This is a genomic window from Actinocorallia lasiicapitis, from assembly GCF_054778695.1.
In genome coordinates, this window is record NZ_BAAGZI010000858.1 from 1 (window position 1) to 721 (window position 721).

A 721-nucleotide genomic window follows, 5' to 3' on the forward strand; every position below is an offset into this window, starting at 1 on the left:
GCCGCCCGGGCGGCTCCGTCCCCGCTCATCCCGGTCATCGTCTCATCCGCGGACGGCCCGCGCGAAGACCGCGCGCCTCCCCGTCGGGCCCGACCCGCGTGAGCGTGGCCACACCTCCGCACGGCCCGGTGGTGGCAGGCTGGGCGAATGAGCAGAAGGGGCTTGAGGGGAGAATCCGGCTAATCTACATTTCCCGACTGGGAGGTGGCGATGGAGTATCAGGAGTACCGCGCGCACGACGCGGTGGGGCTGGCCGGGCTGATCGCGGCGGGCGAGGTGACGCCGGGCGAGGTACTGGAGGCGGCGATCTCCCGGGCGGAGGAGGTCAACGGCCGGATCAACGCGATCGTCCGGCCGATGCACGACCTGGCCAGGGAGCGGGCGGCGGGACCGCTGACCGGCCCGTTCGCCGGAGTCCCGTTCCTGATCAAGGACCTCACCCAGGACTACCAGGGCCTGCCCACGGGCTCGGGATCACGGTCGCTGCGGAACCTGCCCGCCCCCGAGCACAGCGTGATCGTGCGGCGCTGGCTGGACGCCGGGCTGGTCGTGTTCGGCAAGACCAACACCCCCGAGTTCGGCGCCAAGTCGATCACCGAGCCGGACGCGAACGGGCCGACCCGCAACCCCTGGGACACCGGACGCAGCCCCGGCGGATCCTCGGGCGGTTCGGCGGCCGCGGTGGCGGCCGGGATCGTGCCGGCGGCGGGCGCGCGCGACG

1 protein-coding gene is annotated in these 721 nt (G+C 73.6%); it reads left to right on the forward strand.

What is annotated here, in order from left to right:
• Positions 1-210: 210 nt before the first annotated feature.
• Positions 211-721 (forward strand): amidase family protein (locus tag ACYVE7_RS35135; protein WP_460371004.1); only part of this gene is annotated, 511 nt, incomplete at its 3' end.